The following is a 15,004-nucleotide window of genomic DNA, read 5'->3' on the forward strand; positions in this document are numbered from 1 at the left end:
ATCCTCTTATCTTTCAAAGCACGTAGCTTTGCTGGAATTGGCACCGGATTTTTACCGGTTGCCGAGGCTTCATCAGGCCAGTCCCTCTGCCTCTCTGGATAAGAGTCGTACACTTGTCATTTAGTTGTTTTGCGAAATGTCTTGAATGTTTGCAAGTATCTTAACACCACCTTTGTCTCCCCGTCAATTGTGAATTGTCTATTTTTTACTGAGCCTCTCCTCTTACGCGCCCATTTTTGCCTAAGCTGGGCATCCGCCCAGTCCAATATCCGCATTCGTGTATAGACTGGAGTATAACGGAAAGGAGGGGAAACAAAGATGAGTACATCATTCTGCGGAAACGGATTCTTCGGTGACTGCTTCGCAATCGTGCTCGTGCTGTTTATCCTGTTGGTAATTATTGGGTGTTCGTGTGACGACTGTTAGATAAGTGTTTAAAAAAGGCTATCCCAAAAGCCATCAGGAATGGCTGCGGGATAGCCTTTTTTTCTTGTTATTTGGTGATGATCTTGCCTGTCACGGCATCCAGAGTAATATATTTGAGCGCCAGCTTTTCGTCACTCCACGGCACATACGCCAGCTTTGGTTGAGCTAATTTTTGCCCATCCACATCTCTCCTCAAATAGACCAGCTTTAAAGGCATGACGCGTAAATACGCCTCAACAGCCTTGTCTTTCGAGACGATCTCGTCGGATGCTGGAAGCTCCACCAACTCGTGCGTCTCTCTGTAGTTTTCAAACTTTGTCACTTTGCCAGAAGACGGATCGACTGTTACTGAATAAGCCGCTTTTTGCCCGCGATCCTGTACTGGAATGCCATCCTTGCTCATGAGATATCTGAATTCCCATTCGCCCGATGACACAGGATTCGTTTCGCCTGGCTGTATGACTTGTGCCAATTGCACTTCTTTTATGCCTGGATCAACGTATTTAGGCAGAAAGGCAAGTGCAGCCTCTTCCGCTTGCTCGCGTTTGACAGTCACTGCTGTATCGGAACGAGGTGTTCCCAGCCCGACGACACTGCCTGTTTCTGCAAGGACTTCTACGCCGATATACTTGTCATTTTTATCATTCCAGGCGTATTCCTTGCGTCCGTCACGGTTACTCTCTCTATAGGTCGAGTCATCCACTTGTATGCCGAATTCCGCTTGAAGCAACGCTTTTGCCTCATCCTTGGAGCGAACCTTGACGTATTCCTTTGGAGATTCGATCGGATGGGCTTCCTTCGTATTCAACTGATCATAAGCAAGCCCGTTATCTCCCGTTCCATACACCGTCTTGCCATTTGTCGCGTCGATATACCACTCCTGACCATCTTCACGTCCTCTTTGCATGAAGGAAACAGCTGGTGTGTACTCCAGAATGGGCTGCCACATATCCCCTTGTTTTGATTGTGGCTGTATTCTCGGATTCTGCACGTACCGAAGCTTCATATGCTCGCTCAGCTCTTTGATGGCTACCTCTTCTGACACAGCAGTCGATACATCCGGGTACTGCGACGGCTCAAATGATTCGAGGTCCTTACTGAAATATTCGAGGTGGCCAGAGTCGGTTGTTTCGATGCTTATTTCATCAGACAACACCGGCATCCCGTTATAGTATCTCAGGTACAATCCCGGATGGTTGGCGTCCAACAACCGATAGTTCTCGCTATCAGCCCCGAGCAGCTTGTTCAGGAACTGTCGCTCTTGCTCCAATGCTTTTGCTCCTTCTGCTCTTTTCTGGCTCGCTGCTTCCTTTTCATCCTTCAACAGAAGGCTATACCATTCCAATGCTTGACCATTGCCAGTGATCACAAGAGAAACTTTATGCCCCTCTTTGTTCGTTTTCCCCAAGATGAATGACATGCCATCGTGGTTCTTTTCTTTATCCAAAAGAAGAAGGGAGGGGTTCAAATCGGGCACGGTATCTGTCAGCTTGGTGAAAAAAGCTTGTTCACTCGTATTCAATCGCCCGAAAAACGCGACTTGCTCACGTTCGTCAATTCCAACCGACAATACGTCGAACGGAACGGGCTGGCCGTTTTCCATACGTTGATAATTCACGCTCATCCATGGGCCTTTTACCTTATACTCGTCCGTATAGATCTGAGTCTCGACGAGCTGATAGGTCTTACTTTCCTCCTCCAAAAAAGCTTGAAGAAATGCGCTTGCTGCTTTCTCCGCAGTCTTGGCTGATGGCAATTTCTCTTCCTTCTGTTCTCCTCGATCACCATCAATTGTAAAGCTCTCAATTTGTCCTGTCTGTATATCATAAGTAACATTGGCACGCGCATTATCGCCTTCCAGTAACATTAAGTCACTGATTCCATGGCTTGTACGATCCACCCTGATTGTCATCTTGCTCAAAGCTGGGATCACCTTTTTCAATGGTAAAACAGCCTCTTCCGGCGACACCTTTACGTTGTTCTGATTGGCCTCCGTTTTCTTTTTATCCCTTGCAGTCGTTGCGACCGCATTCGTTACATTTTTTCCACTGGGCATCTGTGAAAACCAACCTTGTTGCTGCAAGCCCACGGCTGTTACCGCCAAGCAAGCTACCAAGGAGCCAGCCATGAATATCCTGTTCCGATTCTTGTGTTTATCTCGTGCAATCGCATCTCTGATCCGCGATTCCATTTCTTTTGTAAACCTCACTTCCTCCACAGATTTCTCACTTGCACTCCGTACCACTTCGCGAATTTGCTTATCTACATCCATTCCAATCCCTCCTTTTCACACAATGCCTTAAAATGTTTTCGGGCCCGTGACAATTGGGTTCGTACGGCATCTTCTGAAATATCCAACACTTGCGCAATCTCTCTTATCGACAAATCTTCATAGTAATGAAGTACCATGACTTTTCGGTACAGCGGCGAGAGCTTCATCACCTGCTCCGCTACCTGTACCTTGCTCATTCGTCCGATGACTGCCGCTTCAACGTTTGCGGTGTCGGCCTTCTCCGGGGGTGCTTCCTCTTTGGAGAGGTATGTAGAAAAAATCTGGCGAAAGGACCACGAACGCAAATATTTGCGGGACTCGTTGATCGCAATTCGGTAAAGCCACGTTTTTACGCTACTCTGATGGCGGAACTGATCCAGACCCCGATACGCCTTCAGGAACACTTCCTGGGTAATGTCTTCCGCGATTCCCCGATCCTTGACGATCAAGTAGGCGAGCTGCACGATGTTGTCTCCGTACTCGCTCATGAGTCTCGTCAGCTTCTCCTCGTTGGTCAGTTGCAGCGTCCAGTCCGCTTCGCTACTTTTGGCACTTGCATTCACGCGCTGTTCACCTCCTTGTTTCGTGTTGATATGTATTTGATCCAGCTGGCTTATTTTTGTGACAAGATTATCCAATTGTTTTATCAATCATCCTTTTCCCTGCTTCCACTGCTGCACTCCGTTGCGTTGCTTTCATTGTCAGAGCACATTGCTTTTGCTATCATGAGGCTTATTGTAGAGCGAAAGGAACGAGATGACATGGCTGACTTGCAAGCACGTGAAAAAGACAAATTTCTGTCCTGTTTAGATACCATAAAAGAACTATCCAAATCCGAATTTGAAACCTATTCCATCGTTAAGAATACCGAAACCGGGGAACATTATCTCCACTATTTTTTGTCCCACATTAATTTATCCGAGGGAGGCAGAAGAGACGATTACGATCACTTCCTGCCGATTGAATCCGACGATATTTTAGCGATTATGTTTGGCGAACAGCCATACCAGTTTCCGGAGAACTGGCGCTCTGCTTATTTGCGCAGTGGTAATGACAATCGATTGATCCCGTTCGATCCATCGGAAAATTACGATCTGGACGATGCCGCTGCTGCCGAGCTAGCCATGCTCGAAAAGCTGGAACAGTACAAAGAGCAAATGATGAACGCGGATAACCTCAGCGCGGAAGAAAGAGAAGAGCTGACCAAACAATATTTCGCGGAATTAGATAAGATTTTGCAAAAACCGGAACAGTGAGTTGCATCCTGACGGTTAAAACAGCTATAATTCTAGAGAAACAAACGAATCGTTGATGAGGAAAGTACTCCTTGTGCGAGGCTGTAGCGAGTCGGGGACGGTGTGAGCCCGATGCCAAACCATGTGAGGAAACGCCCCTCGGAGATGCGGCCTGAACATCCTACGCCAGTCAATATGGGCAACGGATCGTGTAGGGCTATGCCGGGACTGCCCGTTACAGCAGGTCAAGCGGTTTTTGTCTTCCAAGTTTACTGGAAGGGAAAAACAACAAGAGTGGCACCGCGGGAGTATAACCTCTCGTCTCTTTTTCACAGGAGACGTAGAGGTTTTTTTATTTTTGAAAGGGGATTTATCAAATGAGCTACAAACACCAAGTCGCTGAAATGATTGCCGCTACGCTCTCCTCGATGGGCGTAGACACACTGACAAAAGAAGCCGTATACGGCATGCTGGAAACACCACCAAACCCTGCAATGGGCGATGTGGCCTTCCCTTGCTTCCAATTGGCAAAAGCATTGCGCAAAGCCCCACCGATGATCGCAGCAGAGCTGGCTGGACAGCTCTCCGGTGCACCCTTGCGTGAATCACAAGCAGTTGGACCGTATGTGAACCTGTTCCTGGACCAAGAAAATGTGGCAGAGCAAGTAATCGGAACCATCATTACGCAAGGCAGCACATATGGAAGCAGCAATGTCGGTCAAGGACGCAAAGTACCAATCGACCTCTCCTCACCGAATATCGCCAAGCCGTTTTCCATGGGGCATCTGCGCTCTACTGTAATCGGAAACGCGATTGCCAACATCATGGAAAAGCAAGGCTACGAGCCAGTGCGCATCAATCACTTGGGTGACTGGGGTACGCAGTTCGGTAAACTGATCGTTGCGTACCGCCTCTGGGGTGACGAAGCAAAGGTAAAAGCAGAACCAATCAAGGAGCTGCTCAGCCTCTACGTTCGCTTCCACGAAGAAGTCGAAAACGATTCTACGCTGGAAGACCAAGGCCGTGAATGGTTCAAAAAGCTCGAGGATGGCGACGAAGAAGCACAGCATCTGTGGAAATGGTTCCGTGATGAGTCCCTCAAGGAATTCATGAAGATCTACGACCTGATGAACGTAGCCTTCGACTCCACACACGGTGAAGCATTCTACAACGACAAAATGGATCGCGTTGTTACGTTGCTCGAGGAAAAAGGTCTCTTGACTGAATCCGACGGTGCGATGGTCGTGAACCTCGATGAATACAACATGCCGCCATGCCTGATCAAAAAATCAGACGGCGCTACCCTGTACGCTACGCGTGATTTGGCTGCTGCCCTCTTCCGCCACGAATCGTACGATTTTGCAAAAGCACTCTATGTCGTAGGGAACGAGCAACGCCTCCACTTCCAGCAGCTCTATAAAGTGTTGGAAAAAATGGGCTATGCTTGGTCCACAAATATGCACCACATCCCATTCGGCATGATGCTCAAGGACGGCAAGAAAATGTCCACGCGTAAAGGGAAAGTGGTTCTCTTGGAAGAAGTGTTGGCACAGGCCATTTCTGATGTCCAAAAAGTCATCGAAGAGAAAAACCCTACGTTATCCAATAAAGAAGAGGTGGCTCGTCAAGTCGGGGTAGGCGCAGTTATTTTCCATGACTTGAAAAACTTCCGCCTGAATGATGTCAACTTCTCCTGGGAAGAGATGCTGACCTTCGAAGGGGAAACAGGACCATACGTGCAATACGCACACGCTCGTGCATGCTCACTCTTGCGCAGAGGTGGCTACCAGCCAGCAACGACAGTGAACCTGGCTTCCGGTGCACTCGACAGCAAAGAGGCTTGGGCAGTGATTACCCTCTTGAACGCGTTCCCAGAGGTAATCGAACGTGCTGCCGATAACTTCGATCCGTCGCAAATCGGCAAGTATGTAATCGACCTAGCGCAAACGTTCAACAAGTTCTATGCGAATGTACGCATCCTGGCTGAAGAAGAAGATGTGAAAGCATCCCGTCTCCAGCTCGTAGCAGCAGTCGTTGCTGTACTAAAGGAAGGTCTGCGTCTGCTCGGTTTGGCTGCTCCAGAAGAAATGTAAGAAAGAATACGAAAAGCCGGTTGCCTTCCTCTTGCGGGGAAGCTCCGGCTTTTTTGATAGTCCCGTGTCATCATCATTCATCTGTGAGATAATGAAACGATGGCAGATGAATGAGGTGATCAACGATGGGAAGACGTGTACATTTTGGAAAGACGGATTTTACCTTGCGTCTCACTGGCTTGCATACCTTCTTAGCCTTGAAGAGCACCATCACGTTACCGTATCAATCGATCAAGCATGTCGAGGTCGGTTCTTTTGTTCCGCCAAAATGGATGTTGCGCATGCCAGGGACGTCTATAGCTCCATTGAACATATATGAAGGAAGCTTTCAGCATGGAAATGAATGGTACTTCCTTTCTTTTGCCCAGACTGATTCGTTGTTGATTCTAGAAGTAGAGGGTCATGTTAAATATCAGCATGTCATTGTACAGCTGGAAAACCCAACAGAAGTAGCGGCCACATTGCGAAAATACTTACACGAACAATAGGTCCCCTAATAAGCGATCACACTTTCATGGCAAAAAGCCCCGACATATCAATGTTCGGGGCTTTTTCATATGCACATGAGAATTTTACATCGTCAAATTTTCATAGATCACTGACATCCCCATGCCACCTGCCATGCATAGCGTCACCATGCCATACTTCTCTCGTCTGCGCATCATTTCGTTCATCAACGTCACTGTCAGTTTAGCACCAGTAGCTCCCACAGGGTGACCCAAGGCAATCGCGCCTCCATTGACATTCACCTTGCTCGTGTCCAGCTCCAGGCATTTGATTACAGACAAAGCCTGGGCGGCAAATGCCTCGTTCAATTCGATGAGTCCAATGTCACCCTGCGTCAATCCCGCTTTCTCCAGAACCTTCTGCGTGGCGGGCACTGGTCCGATTCCCATCACCCCAGGTTCGACGCCTGCGCTGGCAAAAGCCTTGATTTTCACGAGCGGAGTCAAACCCGCTTCCTCCGCCTTTTCACGAGACATCATCAATACAGCGGCTGCGCCGTCATTCATCGGACACGCATTTCCGGCAGTGATGGTTCCTTCATTTTGAAAAACACTTTTCAGCTTAGCCAGCTCTTCCAGCTTGATATCATGGCGAACGGATTCATCTTGCGCAAATACGCGGGTGCCTTTGCGATCCTTGATTTCAATCGGTACGATCTCACTCTCGAACGTACCCGCTTCGATTGCTGCCGCTGCTCTTACGTGACTCTCGTAGGCATAACGATCCTGCTCCTCACGGGAAATACCGTACTGTACAGCCAGCCGTTCAGCGGTCATGCCCATATGCTCACCGGTCAACGAGCAGATCAAGCCATCGGATAAGAGAGCGTCCTCCATGGATAAATTGCCAAATTTGCTGCCCCAGCGGTTCTTCACGAGGTAGGGAACATTGCTCATGGACTCCACTCCCCCCGCAATCACCACATCCTCTTGACCTGCTGCTATGGCTAGCGCACCGTTGCCAATCGCCTTCAATCCTGAACCACATGCTTTAATGACGATGTGACCATAGACATTGCGTGGAAATCCCGCCAGCTGCGAGCTGATACGTGCAGCATTGAGTCCTCCCCCATGTACGTAACCATTGCCAAAAATCACTTCATTGACTTGTTCCTTCGGCAAATCAACCTTATTCATCAAGCCTTCCAATACTTGCCGCCCCAGCTCTGTTGCCGGTACGTCACGCAGGCTTTTCCCGAATGCACCCACTGCACTGCGCACACCCGCGACTATGACCACGTCTCTCATGCCACAGCTCCCTTTCGTTTTCTGTCATTACAGTACACGGTTCAAAAATTCTCTCGTGCGCTCTTCTTTCGGGTTGTTGAAAATTTCTTGGGGTCTAGCCATCTCGATGATCTTGCCTTGATTCATAAACGCAACCCAATCGGCCACTTCCTTGGCGAACCCCATTTCGTGCGTCACAATAATCATCGTCATTCCTTCTTGCGCGAGCTGCTTCATTGTCTCTAGCACTTCCCCTACCAGCTCTGGGTCAAGCGCTGAGGTTGGTTCGTCGAAAAGCATGATCTCAGGCTTCATCGCCAGCGAACGAGCAATTGCCACGCGTTGCTTTTGTCCACCGGAGAGGCTGGACGGGTAGGCGTCTGCTTTTTCAGAAAGACCTACCTTTTGCAGCAGCCGGAGCGCTTCCTGCTTCGTTTCTTCCTTGTCCGCTTTCTTAGCAATCAGCGGTGCCTCCATGATGTTTTCCAGTACCGTTTTATGCGGAAACAGATTGAAGTGCTGGAACACCATGCCTACCTTTTGCCGTACTTTGGTCAATTCATCTTTTTTCGGGTCGATGCTTTTCCCTTCGATATAGATCTCTCCGCCGTCCTTGATCTCCAGAAAATTAATGCATCGAATCAATGTGCTTTTCCCCGATCCACTGGCACCGATCAAGACGACGACCTCGCCCTTTCCGACTTGCAAGGTAACATCCTTGAGAACTTCCACTTTTCCGAAGCTTTTCTTCAAATTTTGCACGCGTATCATTTCTCTTTGCTTTTCCATCGTCTTTCCCCTCCGCTTTACGCCTCTCCTTTGGCCAGACGCTTCTCCATGATGTGGACCACAAACGTAAACACCATGACAATGACCAAGTAATAAAGCGCCACAATCAAAAAGTACGTCATTTCGTCAAACGTTTCCGCAGACAAGCGGCGGGCCAGTGAGAACAACTCATCCATGGCAATGAAAGCGGCCAGAGATGATTCCTTCAAAGACAAAATAAACTGGTTACCAAGCGGCGGGATCGATCTTTTCATCGCTTGCGGCAAAATGATCCGACGCATGGTCTGACGAGTGGACATGCCCAAAGACAGCCCTGCCTCCATTTGTCCTTTATCAATCGACTGAATAGCACCCCGGAAAATCTCTGCGATATAGGCTCCGCTGTGAATCGCCAAAGCGAGCGCTGCTGACCAAAATTGACCGAGGTCAATGATTTTGTAAAAGCCGAAATACAAGACGAATATTTGCACGATCAGCGGTGTCCCGCGAATGATCATGATGTACGCATTGGCTACGAAACGTGCAACTGGAAGCTTGGATACCTTTAACAAAGCGACAAACAATCCGATAATCGAGCCTACGATAACAGAAGCGATCGTCAACTGAAATGTCAGCAGCAACGGCTTCCAAAAAAACGGCAATGTCCGGAAAAACTCTTCTGTCAGATGGGCAAAACTGGGCACTTGATGCCACCCCTCACTCGTAATGGAATATACTTGTTATACCAACTCACTATTCGGCTTTGCTGATGTCGCGATTAAAATACTTTTCGCTCAATTTGACGTAGGTACCATCTTCTATCATTTGCTTGAGCACTTCGTTGATCTTGTTCAGCAATTCCGTATTTCCTTTGCGCACTGCGATTCCGTGCTTGACTTCCGAGAGTGGCGACCCGCTTTTCTTGAGCTTCAAGCCTTGCCCAATGGCAATCTCCCCTACGACGCTATCTGTAATCACGACATCATGTTTTCCCTGCTCCAAGGCACGCAGAGCCGTTACATCACTGTCATACGTTTTGATGTTATCCGTATACTCCCGCGCCATCTTTTCATGTGTAGTGCCGAGTGCAACTGCCACTTCCTTGCCTTTTAATCCTTCCAGCGTGCTAATGGTCCCATCCGGGCGAACGAACAGTTGACCACCGGACAAGTAGTACGGGTCAGCGAAATCAACCTGCTGCTTCCGCTCTTCTGTAATCGCATGGCTGGCAATCGCCGCATCGTAGCGTCCTTCCTTTACCCCTGCGATAATACCGGAAAAAGGCGACGTGACTGGCTTTGGCTCAAGCCCCAAGCGTTTGGCGATCTCATTACCGATCTCGACATCAAAGCCGGTCAATTGACCATCCTTGAAGTAGCTGAATGGCTGATATTCACCTGATGCCGCGTATACAAATACGCCTGCCTCTTTTGTCATGGACGATGCATTTCCAGCAGTAGCCCCACCCGCTTGACCTCCCGCACTGTTTGTGGAAGCGCCTTGGCTACATCCGCTTACAAGTAGTGACAACGAAAATACGACTCCTGCGATTGTTTTCCATGTTTTTTTCATCTGTTCCATCCCCCAATTCTTTATGTTGACGCTTACAATTCTCATTACTCTACTATTTGTAAATTTTCCGAAATCATTAGAGGTGCTCCGGTATGCGTGATGACATTTTCCAAGGTGTACGGGTACATGACCTCTGTCAAAAGCAAGCCTCTTTGCGTGACCTCGATAACGGCCCTCTCGGTGATAATGAGATCAACGCAGCCCTTCGCTGTCAGTGGCAACGTGCACTCCCTGCGAATTTTGGGCTCCCCTGTCTGATTGACATGGCTCATGAGCACGATTACTTTCTTCGCGTAATAGGCTAGCTCTGCTCCTCCACCAATTCCGTGCACGCGTGAGCCAGGAACAATCCAGTTTGCCAGATCTCCTCGGCGATTCACCTGCAAAGCCCCGATAAACGCTGCATCCAGCTTTCTTCTTCGGATCATGCCATACGCTATGGTGCTGTCGAAATACGATGCCCCCGGTACTACGGTAACAGGTGCTCCACCTGCGTTGGAAATATGCTGGTCCTCTTCTCCCTTTAACGGCGTAGGTCCGACTCCCAAGATTCCATTCACCGAGTGAAACATGACTTGCCATTCATGCGGGATAAAATCAGCGACAAGCTCAGGTATCCCAATCCCCAAGTTCACTGCCATTCCGGGAGCGACCTCTTTGGCTGCACGCCATGCAACCATATTTCGCTGATCCACTTCCAACCCCATTAGCTGTTCCCTCCGCCACTTACCACGATATAATCCACAAAAATGCCAGGCGTCACGATTTTATCCGGGTCCAGCTCTCCTGCCGGAACGATCTCCTCCACCTCAGCGATCGTGATATCTGCGGCCATCGCTACTAGCGGATTCAGATTTCTTGCCGCCTTGTCATAAATGAGGTTTCCGTAAGTATCCGCCTGTTTCGCATAGACGATCCCTACCTCCGCTGTAAGGGCAGCTTCAATCTGACAAGTTCTTCCGGCAAAAGCAAATGGCTCTGCTCCTTCCATTCGCTCTCCTCTCACATGCGCATCTACAACGATTCCCGGAATGCCAACACCTCCTGCCCGAATCTTTTCTGCGAAAATTCCTTGTGGACAAAATGTCACTTCCAGCATCCCGTCCATCATTCGTTGACCTGCTTCGGGATTAGAGCCAATATGTGTGGTTATCAGCCGCCTCACCCGTCCATGACTAATCAGCTTTCCGATTCCGATTTCCGGATACCCCGCATCAATTCCGATGAGTGTCAAGTTTTGCACGCCTTTGTGCAAGATCGCATCAATCAAGTGTGCTGGGGAACCAATCGTGCCGAATCCGCCATACATCAGCCGGGTGCCATCCAGAACATGCTCCACTGCTTGTTCGTGCGTCACCAGTTTTGATAACATCGCATGCTTTTCCTTATCTCTTATTCTTGGGTCAATCGCTTACGTCTAACTATGTAATAGCAATTCTTGTGCCAAGCCTTAAAAGGGCAAGAAAACGCAATCAAGCTAAAAGCATTCCTTTCCGGTTGAGTCGAAGTAGATTCACTTTCGAATCGAAAAGTAGGAAAAGTCTAACTTTTCGCTTGAATCTATTTCGACTCAACTATTTTTAATTTCGATTCACTATACAACGATCAATTTGATCTTGTACAATCAGTTGAAAAACCAGGGAGCTACTCAACATGGAAAAAGCTGCGGAGATACTAGCATTGTCTTCTGTTGATCGTTTTATTGACATCCTGAACACACTGGCAGATGGCATATTCATTGCTGATGCGCAGGGAACTACTTTATGGTTAAACAATGCCAGTGAAAACCTGTGTGGTCTACCAAAAGCCGAACTCATCGGGCAAAACGTATCCGACCTCGAAGAAATGGGGATTTTCAGTCCTTCAGTTACCCGCTTGGTTTTAGAAACGGGAAAACCGACCACAACCATTCAACTCGTCAATAGTAAAGGGAAGTTCCTGGTGACCGGGCATATCATCCCGGATGAGGATGGGAGACCGGAGCTGATCGTTTCCCACTCACGTGATATCACAGAGGCAGCCCGTGCCAGTTCACAGCTGGAAGAGACAGTCGCTTTGCTAAAGCGGTACAGCGAAGAGATTCAGCTCATGAAATGGGAAGCGAGCCAGAGCTCCTCCCAAACCTTGATTGGCAACAGCCGTTCCTATCTCGCCCTGTTGGAATTAATGAAAAAAGCAGCCCCTGTCGACACGACCGTGTTTATTACGGGTGAAACAGGCGTAGGAAAAAGCTATCTTGCGGAGCAAATCCACCAGTTGAGCGAACGAAGAAGCGGGCCGTTCGTCCACGTCAACTGTAGCGCCATTCCTGAAACCTTGATCGAGTCAGAGCTGTTCGGCTACCACAAAGGGGCATTTACGGGGGCGAGTCACTCGGGGAAAATCGGATTAGTGAAAATGGCGGACAAAGGGACGCTTTTCTTGGATGAAATCAGCGAGCTTCCCTACCACTTGCAATCGAAATTATTGCTGCTTTTGCAAAACAAAACATTTATGCCGATCGGCGGCACCAAAACATACACAGCTGACATCCGCATCATAACGGCAACGAATGCCAACCTTCAGGAACTCGTGCGGTTGGGCAAATTCAGGCACGACCTGTACTATCGCCTAAATATTTTGCCAATCAATGTTCCGCCATTACGGGAGAGAAAGGACGATATTTTCCCTTTACTCCACCACAATTTACAGCGATTCAATAGCAAGCATAACCAGAAACGTCGTTTTTCCCCGGAAGCGCTGGATGTTTTGCATCAATACGAATGGCCTGGGAATGTGCGGGAGTTGGAAAATTTGGTAGAGCGGATCGTGATTACGTCCAAGCTGGATGAAATCCAAGTCAGTGATTTGCCAGAAGAACTGCGGAGTATTCGTGAGCTGGAGGAAGGGATTCTTTCACTCGGTTCTCTTTCTCTTACAGAGCGGATGGAGAAAATTGAGATGGAATTTATTCTGCAAGCATTGCGCACGCATAAAACGACTCGCAAAACAGCAGCGGCCCTCGGCATTACGCAGTCTCTTCTCATGCGTCGGATTAAAAAGTATGGGATTCAACTTGATTTTGAGGATGAGTGATTGGGAAACTTAGTTAAACACTGAGTCAACATAGTGGAGGAGAAGAAAAAGCGCAGTTCTCTTCGACTCTGACACGCCCTCAAGCGGGATTGACTGTCCGTCTCCACTTAAAAAAGGGGACCGTCGAGCCAAAGCCACCCTACGGGCGGAAGTTTCTCAAAGAAGAAGTGTTCGACAAGCGTGGTCCCCTTTTTTAAGTTCCGACTGGGTAGGCGTTGTCAAGGTCTGCGAGTCCTGCGCTTTTTCTTCTCACCAGCTTTGTCGGTTCATCGGTACCTTTTAAACGCAGGGAGAAAAGCTCCTGACATTCTTGGCATAAAAAAGGAGCGCTATCTCGCAGCGCTCCTTTTCATTCTTGGATTACTCTTCAATCTTCTTTGCTTTTTTGCCAAACCACGTATTGGCAACCAGCTCGACGACTTGCTTCGGCAGTGATTGCGGTGCTTGGATTTCTGTTCCAGCCTTGTCCACTGTGCGATACAGCAAAGCCTTGTCATCCGCTGGGTCTGACATGGTTTGCAGTATCCACTCGCCGATTTGTCCGGCGTTTGTCCACTCTTCGATCATCTGTTGATACTCTCCTGGAGCCAGCTCGATGTAATCCTCGTCTGTCACATCCACAATCGCGTATCCATCATGCTCGATTTCAGCATCGTATGTATTTCCGTTCGCCGCTTCGTACAGAGCGAGCTCCTCCGGGTTATTCAAGTTTTCTGTAAGATGAGTAAAATCCGCAATCGTCACCTTAATACGCTTTTTCATAGGTACCCCTCCCGTGTTGAACACATCATTTCACACTCTACCACAACATGGTCAGCCCTGCCAATTGTCTCTAAGTAGACGAACATGTTTGATTTCTTCGCTATGGCCTCCTTCTGAGCCTCTCGCCGTTTCCAGAACGATGGGAAGTCCTTGCAATTCGGGTGTTTGTAAGAAAGCCGCAATGGCTGCATCACCAATCATCCCTTTTCCGATGGAAGCATGTCGGTCTCGAAAGGAACCACTCGGATAAACGGAATCGTTCAGATGAACGGCACGTAAGCTCGTAAAATAATCGAGCTCTCGCATCCGATCGGCTACTTCCCCCCAATCATTCCCTTTCCACAATCCGCTGGCAAATGCATGACACGTATCCAGGCAAAAGCCTACCTTCTGTGGCTCAGCAAACAATTGTCGAACCTGCGTGAGCTCTTCAATTGTTGTGCCCATGCGATTGCCTTGTCCGGCATTGTTTTCGATTAACAGCTGGGCCTTTCCATCCCAGCCATCCAGTATTTGATTGACCATCTGGATCATGATTTTGTAACCGGTAAGTACATCAACGCCTTTATACTGGCCAAAATGAACGACCACGCCCAAAGCTCCACAAGCTTCGGCAATTTCAAGGTCATTTCGTACGGAGCCCACTGTAACAGCGAAAAGCTCCTGCTCCTCGACGCAAAGATTCACCGGGTATGGCGTATGGGCAATCGACAGCATGCCGTTTTGCTGACAAAAAGCGCGACATCGCTCTGCGTCCCGGGCATCGAATTGCTTGACACCTAGGCTTCGCGGGTTTTTCGGGAAAAATTGAAAGGATAACGCTCCTTCTTTGTATGCAGTTCTCGCTGCCTCCTCATACCCATGACGAATACTGACATGACAACCGATTTGCAAGGTAATCCCGCCCTTCTCTCGCTTCCTTTCATTGCTTGTTCAAAAAGTCGTCTTTTCAGCACCAAGAAAGTGGTGTGAACCTGAAAAAGGAGGAGCGGAATGTAGGGAACCTACATGAGCACCGGACTTTGAAGGTGAACACCTCTTTCGACGCCGAATAGACTTTCAGGACGA

Annotated in this window: 15 protein-coding genes, 1 riboswitch and 1 other annotated feature; of the genes, 5 read left to right on the forward strand and 10 right to left on the reverse strand. The window is 48.6% G+C overall.

Annotated elements, in window-relative coordinates; genetic code table 11:
* Nucleotides 1-3 precede the first annotated feature (3 nt).
* A riboswitch (SAM riboswitch) is annotated at nucleotides 4-105 on the reverse strand.
* Nucleotides 106-318: 213 nt separating this feature from the next.
* Complete coding sequence (locus HPY27_RS09245) at nucleotides 319-426, forward strand: YjcZ family sporulation protein (RefSeq protein ID WP_007724452.1); 108 nt, start codon at nucleotides 319-321, stop codon at nucleotides 424-426.
* Nucleotides 427-493: 67 nt separating this feature from the next.
* Here HPY27_RS09245 and HPY27_RS09250 read toward each other — a convergent pair whose 3' ends face one another.
* Together HPY27_RS09250 and HPY27_RS09255 are read right to left on the reverse strand one after the other, a co-directional pair.
* Nucleotides 494-2,698 (reverse strand): YcdB/YcdC domain-containing protein, encoded by a 2,205-nt coding sequence (locus tag HPY27_RS09250; protein WP_174224827.1) that lies wholly within the window; start codon nucleotides 2,696-2,698, stop codon nucleotides 494-496.
* Nucleotides 2,689-3,261, reverse strand: coding sequence for a sigma-70 family RNA polymerase sigma factor (locus HPY27_RS09255; protein WP_017247879.1), 573 nt, complete (start codon nucleotides 3,259-3,261; stop codon nucleotides 2,689-2,691). The genes HPY27_RS09250 and HPY27_RS09255 overlap by 10 nt, the downstream gene beginning before the upstream one ends.
* Before the next feature lie 15 nt (nucleotides 3,262-3,276).
* Here HPY27_RS09255 and HPY27_RS09260 point away from each other — a divergent pair, with 15 nt between their 5' ends.
* From HPY27_RS09260 to HPY27_RS09270, 3 genes are all read left to right on the forward strand, one after another.
* The gene (locus HPY27_RS09260) at nucleotides 3,277-3,954 is read left to right on the forward strand and encodes a hypothetical protein (RefSeq protein ID WP_254612848.1); all 678 of its coding nucleotides are present in this window, start codon (nucleotides 3,277-3,279) and stop codon (nucleotides 3,952-3,954) included.
* A 43-nt stretch (nucleotides 3,955-3,997) separates the two neighbouring features.
* Nucleotides 3,998-4,262 (forward strand) — a binding site (T-box leader).
* 48 nt (nucleotides 4,263-4,310) lie between these two features.
* Complete coding sequence (argS, locus tag HPY27_RS09265) at nucleotides 4,311-6,026, forward strand: arginine--tRNA ligase (RefSeq protein ID WP_174224828.1); 1,716 nt, start codon at nucleotides 4,311-4,313, stop codon at nucleotides 6,024-6,026.
* 125 nt (nucleotides 6,027-6,151) lie between these two features.
* On the forward strand, nucleotides 6,152-6,514 hold the full coding sequence (locus tag HPY27_RS09270) for a hypothetical protein (protein ID WP_017247876.1): 363 nt from the start codon (nucleotides 6,152-6,154) through the stop codon (nucleotides 6,512-6,514).
* An 84-nt stretch (nucleotides 6,515-6,598) separates the two neighbouring features.
* Here the strand turns inward: HPY27_RS09270 and HPY27_RS09275 are convergent, their stop codons facing one another.
* Genes HPY27_RS09275 through HPY27_RS09300 form a run of 6 tightly spaced genes read right to left on the reverse strand, consistent with a single transcriptional unit; the run spans nucleotide 6,599 to nucleotide 11,471 of the window.
* A complete protein-coding gene (locus tag HPY27_RS09275; RefSeq protein ID WP_174224829.1) occupies nucleotides 6,599-7,780 on the reverse strand; it encodes a thiolase family protein in 1,182 nt (393 codons plus the stop codon).
* Nucleotides 7,781-7,807: 27 nt separating this feature from the next.
* Nucleotides 7,808-8,548 (reverse strand): amino acid ABC transporter ATP-binding protein, encoded by a 741-nt coding sequence (locus HPY27_RS09280; protein ID WP_017247874.1) that lies wholly within the window; start codon nucleotides 8,546-8,548, stop codon nucleotides 7,808-7,810.
* 17 nt (nucleotides 8,549-8,565) lie between these two features.
* Nucleotides 8,566-9,231 carry an amino acid ABC transporter permease gene (locus HPY27_RS09285; RefSeq protein WP_017247873.1) on the reverse strand — a complete coding sequence of 222 codons (666 nt, stop codon included), beginning with the start codon at nucleotides 9,229-9,231 and terminating at the stop codon, nucleotides 8,566-8,568.
* 49 nt (nucleotides 9,232-9,280) lie between these two features.
* Nucleotides 9,281-10,099, reverse strand: a complete 819-nt coding sequence (locus tag HPY27_RS09290; RefSeq protein ID WP_017247872.1) for an ABC transporter substrate-binding protein — start codon at nucleotides 10,097-10,099, stop codon at nucleotides 9,281-9,283.
* 44 nt (nucleotides 10,100-10,143) lie between these two features.
* Entirely contained in the window at nucleotides 10,144-10,806 is a 663-nt protein-coding gene (locus HPY27_RS09295; protein WP_017247871.1) for a 3-oxoacid CoA-transferase subunit B, read from the reverse strand.
* Nucleotides 10,806-11,471, reverse strand: a complete 666-nt coding sequence (locus HPY27_RS09300) for a CoA transferase subunit A (RefSeq protein WP_017247870.1) — start codon at nucleotides 11,469-11,471, stop codon at nucleotides 10,806-10,808. The genes HPY27_RS09295 and HPY27_RS09300 overlap by 1 nt, the downstream gene beginning before the upstream one ends.
* A 281-nt stretch (nucleotides 11,472-11,752) precedes the next feature.
* Here HPY27_RS09300 and HPY27_RS09305 point away from each other — a divergent pair, with 281 nt between their 5' ends.
* The gene (locus HPY27_RS09305) at nucleotides 11,753-13,174 is read left to right on the forward strand and encodes a sigma-54 interaction domain-containing protein (protein WP_174224830.1); all 1,422 of its coding nucleotides are present in this window, start codon (nucleotides 11,753-11,755) and stop codon (nucleotides 13,172-13,174) included.
* A 360-nt stretch (nucleotides 13,175-13,534) separates the two neighbouring features.
* Here the strand turns inward: HPY27_RS09305 and HPY27_RS09310 are convergent, their stop codons facing one another.
* Nucleotides 13,535-13,936, reverse strand: a complete 402-nt coding sequence (locus HPY27_RS09310; protein ID WP_174224831.1) for a hypothetical protein — start codon at nucleotides 13,934-13,936, stop codon at nucleotides 13,535-13,537.
* 51 nt (nucleotides 13,937-13,987) lie between these two features.
* Entirely contained in the window at nucleotides 13,988-14,830 is an 843-nt protein-coding gene (locus HPY27_RS09315) for a deoxyribonuclease IV (protein WP_174224832.1), read from the reverse strand.
* Nucleotides 14,831-15,004 lie beyond the last annotated feature (174 nt).

This window comes from Brevibacillus sp. HB1.1 (assembly GCF_013332445.1).
In the GTDB taxonomy this organism is placed as follows: Bacteria; Bacillota; Bacilli; order Brevibacillales; family Brevibacillaceae; genus Brevibacillus; species Brevibacillus porteri.